This is a genomic window from Succinivibrio dextrinosolvens DSM 3072, assembly GCF_900167015.1.
Lineage (GTDB): Bacteria > Pseudomonadota > Gammaproteobacteria > Enterobacterales > Succinivibrionaceae > Succinivibrio > Succinivibrio dextrinosolvens.
Genome location: NZ_FUXX01000075.1, coordinates 1 through 5,196, shown reverse-complemented (window position 1 = coordinate 5,196; position 5,196 = coordinate 1). Strand labels below are relative to the sequence as shown.

At 37.8% G+C, this 5,196-nt stretch carries 4 protein-coding genes; all 4 read right to left on the bottom strand.

The window, feature by feature from the left end; genetic code table 11:
- Window positions 1–492: 492 nt before the first annotated feature.
- On the bottom strand, window positions 493–3,306 hold the full coding sequence (locus B5D46_RS11710; protein ID WP_078929607.1) for an IS66 family transposase: 2,814 nt from the start codon (window positions 3,304–3,306) through the stop codon (window positions 493–495).
- Between the two features lie 56 nt (window positions 3,307–3,362).
- A complete protein-coding gene (locus B5D46_RS11705; RefSeq protein ID WP_078929606.1) occupies window positions 3,363–3,716 on the bottom strand; it encodes a hypothetical protein in 354 nt (117 codons plus the stop codon).
- Window positions 3,717–3,897: 181 nt separating this feature from the next.
- Window positions 3,898–4,272 carry an IS66 family insertion sequence element accessory protein TnpB gene (tnpB, locus tag B5D46_RS11700; protein ID WP_078929605.1) on the bottom strand — a complete coding sequence of 125 codons (375 nt, stop codon included), beginning with the start codon at window positions 4,270–4,272 and terminating at the stop codon, window positions 3,898–3,900.
- Window positions 4,273–4,275: 3 nt separating this feature from the next.
- On the bottom strand, window positions 4,276–4,923 hold the full coding sequence (locus B5D46_RS11695) for a hypothetical protein (RefSeq protein ID WP_078929604.1): 648 nt from the start codon (window positions 4,921–4,923) through the stop codon (window positions 4,276–4,278).
- Window positions 4,924–5,196: the final 273 nt, after the last annotated feature.

Here is a 5,196-nt window from a genome sequence, read left to right as displayed (position 1 = left end):
ATAGAGAAACAGCTCGACTCATGATTATAGAAGTTTCATTAATAGGTAGAATAACCGAAAAGTCACTGGCCAGGTAATTAAGGATGAGTTACAGAATAAGGACGAACTATAGCCAAAAAGTGATCCTGCCCTAGGGCAACTGCTCCTGTCTGAAGGTATAATTGGATTAGCTTCCAATATATTTTTATTGTCTGAAAAGAAATCAAAATCAGGCAGACAATGCCTGATTTAACAATGAGTTACGATTGAAGTTCCGCAATGGACGGCGCCAGTCAAAGTAAGTCGGAACTATTAACAGCTTTTTAAATGAAGTAAATTTAAATCTTTTCTAACTCTTTGATTTAAATATTAAATCTTTATCGTTAATCAGCATGCTTATAATTCGCTTTATCTGCAGATTTTTCTTTATTTTGGGAGATTTGTGATACTGGTCGGAAATTCTGCTCCTCATTTAATCAGGAGCAGCTAGATTCCATTATTTAGAAGCGAATTCTACTGTAGATGAGACAGTACAAGTTCTTTGTAGTCGAAGGGAGTTAATCCAGATATGTCGATCTTGTCATAGCAGCACTTATTATCCGGATCATACATATTCAATGTAGACCTACCGTCCTTAGACTTTTTCCTTCCTGGTAATTTGAAAGCATCGTCTTCAGGATTCTGCTCATCCAGCAGGCTTAAGCGGTATTTCATGTTGGCAATAAGCCATATTATGTAATCGTAGACCGGAATACCATTATTCAGGCAGTTGGCTGTTATAGTCAGGCAGTCCGTAAAGGCATGGCTTGAGTCAACCGTGTTAAGAAACATAAAGGATTTTCTTGCCATAATTGCAAGTTTGACTGCTCTTTCACTTCGATTGGATGTTAATTCTATTTCAGGACTTTCAACAAACCTCTTCAGTTCTGATTCAAATTTAAATAGATAGAGTAATGCTTTCGACTCCTCCGCATTATTATTCCTCAGGATTCTAACTTTTGTTCCGTCCTTTGAATATTGAGCCTTTACAACTTTAGGATGATTGATTATGTAAAGTTTTACAGCATCAAACAGTGCATTGGCCACTGTTTTTGAAACTTTAGCTCTTACATCTCCAAGTTCAGCTTTAAACTCTCTGGTATTGCATACAAAGTTATGTTTACAAATCACGCTTGAATCAATCACAAACAGAGCGTTGATCAGGTAAAAAATAATCAGTAAATCCCGTTCTTTTGAACGTAGAACTCTATCCTTTGGTTCCCTTAGGTAATTCTGGAGATTTTCTTTAAAATCGGAGAAACTGCTACCTTTTGGCAGCAGGTATTTTTCATATATATCGAGCAGTCCTGAATCTTTCAGATAGTACCAGAGTTCACGCCTGCCATGTGCTAGGCATTTGGAGGTTTTAATATTAACTCCAAGCTTTTCAAGTTCTTTCTTTGCCTTGGCGTATCCAGCATAACCATCTGAGGTTAAATATTTCAGTGTGCTTGATGCATCTTTGAGTAAATCCACAACAGTATCACTGTTACGTCCAGGAGTTGCTGTGTAATAAGTTGCCTTGTGCTTTGCGCCAAACGCGGAATTTATAACCCAAATCCAGGATTTTTTACTTTTATCTGCTGAGCCTTTTGCATTTTCTCTGATTTGCAGTCTCGACTCATCCATAATGACACTGACGGAGTTCTTAACGATTATTTCTCTTATGGCCTCTGCTATAGGATGGAAATATGCTCTGGCGGTTCCATTGAGCAGACCTATCATATGTTCTCTGGAGAAAGGCAGTCCTTTTCCATAGAAAAAATTGTAAACACGATTCTTTGGTATTCCCAGCTGACTAAAGAATGTGGCAATTGAAACTATAAGTCCTGTGGAGGCTTTTGATTTCAGAAACAGAGGGGAGAAAGAGAAAGCCTCAGAATTAAAGAGTACAGGGGAAATAACCTCATTATCGTTTCTGTCTCTGATTAAAATATCCTTAAGAGTACAGTAACTGTGGGCTGCAGAAGTATCATTTTTAATAGTCTTATATTCTGCTCGTCTTTGTTTCTGTTCACTTGCATCTGACATCTCCGTGTTTTCTGTCTGTCTTAGAGGTGACATTGTCCTTTCTTTTGTCTTTCTTTCACCCTCGCAGACTTCTGATAGAGCGCAGTCTAATGCAGTTTTATTTTTCTCTAAAGCTGTACTTCCTTCTTTTTGGGGATTTCCCTGTCCCTTTCTTTCTTCCTGCTTATGGATTTTTTCTATGATTTCAAAATTGGTTATACATGCAGAATTTAGCTGTGAACTATCACCACATTCTGGACAGGTAATTGTATACACAGGACTTAATAAGGTCTTTAATTCCATGCGTCCGTTACAAGGTGTTACGCAGGTATTGTAGCGGTCAGGACTTTGTTTGATGAGAAATTTCTGAAAGCTTCTGCAATGAGGACATTTCATTTTCAGCTCAAAGCCATCAGGTAATTTTATGATCCCTACAATTTCGGTGCTGTCATCAAGTCTGTACAGTTTCTGTCTGGCTCTGTCATGCTGTACTTCACCATCTCTTCTGCTGCAGGATAGAGAAGTCTTTTCTAAAAGCTTATGACTGTTTTCTAATAGTTCAAATGTATCTTGTGAATGCTTATTCGTCAGCTCATCTCGCAGAAAATCTAAAGTTACCTCTTGTGCCTGAGTATTTGTGGCCTGTACTTTTGCTTTTTCTACAGGGGCCTTGTTTGAGGTGACTTCTATTCCCTCATTTAAGGTATCATCAGTAAACTCATCTTCGATATCGTGATCATCAGGAGTACTTGCCGTAACTTCGCATTCAGACTGCAATTCCTTTTTACCTGCCGCAATTGCATTTGCATCATCCTCATCAGGCTCTTCTTCATTCCTGCCATGAGTCTTCTCACTGGTTCCAAGCCCCAGAGAACGTGTCTGATGATACTGTAAGGTGGCATAGCAGCGAGTTAAGGTACTTACAATATTCTGGTAGTAATTCTCAAGGCCAATGTAGTCATCGACTGCAGGAAAAGGGATTCTCTTTAAAAGTCTGTTATAAACAATGGAGTTTTCCTCTATAGTTCTGAGGATATTGATATGAACCGTTTCCATATTATGCTTATGGATGGTGAGCTTCTGATTGTCCGAAGTCAGTTTGGCGATACGGTCTTCATTCCTGAGTTTGTCTGCAAGCAGTGTATTGATGCGCCCCTGCATGTTGGACACATCCTGATCATGAGATTTCTTTAGTTGAGAATTCTCCTGCTTAAGCTTTTCATTCTGAGCCAACGCCATTTGTAGCTGGCGTTTTAACTCTTCTACCGTATCTGCCATTATTATCCTGATCCGTTAAATCTGAGTTGATTTTAACAGTTCTAAAAAATTATTACCTATTTTTGATAGTAACAGAGCTCTTCTCTGATCCTGTTGATTCTCCTGTTAAGAGAGCTCAGCTCTGAATTTGCTTCATTAAGTTTATTTCTGAGCTCCGTAATTAAGGCATTCTTTTTAGTAATTTCGTTTTGTGCTTTTTTGTAAAGATGTTCATAGTTAACCTTACTATGATCACTATCAGCAGTAATCTTTCTTTTCTTGGTTTCAATAAATTTTCCGGTATCCGGATCTAATTTGCCAATCAGTTTACGGATTGATCTGGGCTGTTTCAATTCCTTATCCCAGTAAGACTGATTTTCATACACATAGGTAACACCAGTCTTTTTGTTTCTGACATAGACTAATCCCATTATTATCTCCATAAACTATAAGCTCTTTTGATTATATCACTATGTAACAATTGCATATAATCTAATAGTTATAAATATGATTAAAATCACTATTATTATATAAAATATAAAAAGGGTAGATTTGGAATGTTGTATATAGTTTATAACTATCAATAACTAGTTATAAACATATTGACAATAATTAAGACAGATGTGATTCTAATAGAAATTTGCTGACAGCGTGCTGATATTCTCCGCTGATAGTGCCATCAGTTAGCAGACGCTCAAGCTGTTCTCGATTTAAGCTCCTTGGTACCAGATTTTCATCCAGCATGATTTTAAATCGGCCCTGGTTCAATATCCTTGTGGTACAGTCAACACCTGTCTGATCCACGTGTAAGAGCTTGCAGAGCGTTCTCTTGCGATTAAAGGTAACCAGCGTTATCTCTTTTGTTGGATCCCAGTTTATTCCGAATTCGTTGGTCGAGAGTTTGGCCATGAGTTTGTGCATCCCCCAGCGGCCGTTTATTGGAGATAAAACCATTACGATTCTTCCTGTTGCAGATAATATAGACATACCTTACCTCTGCATGTTTTTTAGTAGTTCTGCAACAGACTTCTCAATACTCAGCTCAGTGTTGTAATTGATCCTTATGCCATTAAAGTACAGACGCACCGTGTTTGACAATTGATTTAGAACTTTGCGTTCATTAAGAACTGGAGCTTTTGAAGCGGAATGGTCGCTTATTTGTGATTTTGAATCTTCAGCTGGTATCTCTGGTCTGATTATTTTTGATTCATCAACAGCAGGCAAGGCCTTTGCACTGTTCATTGGCACCTGTTTTAGCTGGGATTCAGTGTGGTCATCATCCAGGGAAACAATCTCTACAGAATCATCCTGTGCAGAGGAATGTTCTACCAGAGAAATCTTACCTGCAATAATCTTGTAACAGGTGCTGGAGTAAAGACCTAACTCTTTTGCTATTTCAGCTCCGGTATAGCCCTGAGCTGAAAGTGACCTGATCTGGGAATCAAGTTCACTGTTTATGAGTTGTTCTCTTTTTTCAAAATTATTCTTACCAATATATTGAATACCAATACGATTTATTGTCTGAGGTCTTAATTTGTATCTGAATGCAACCTGATAAGATGAACTGCGGGTGTTTGTTAGCTCATTGATAATTTTTGTTTCAACTTCTTTAGATAGCTGAAGTGGAATTGAACTCATAAATGCTTACTCCAATGACATTAAAAATGCTGGAGTAAGTATATTTTATGCGGTTTTATTGATAAAGATGCAAATAGTTCCTAGATACCAGTCAAAAAGTTTTACAGAATGATTGACATCCGAGGTGTCACCATATAGTACTGTATTGAAAAGCAATGGACAGCCTACATCAGAGAAGGTAAGTCTCTGACAAAGAAAATCCTCACCTGGGATATGGTTTCCCTGTCAGAAGGTTTTGAATTCAATAAATATCAGATAATCAAGATCTGATCC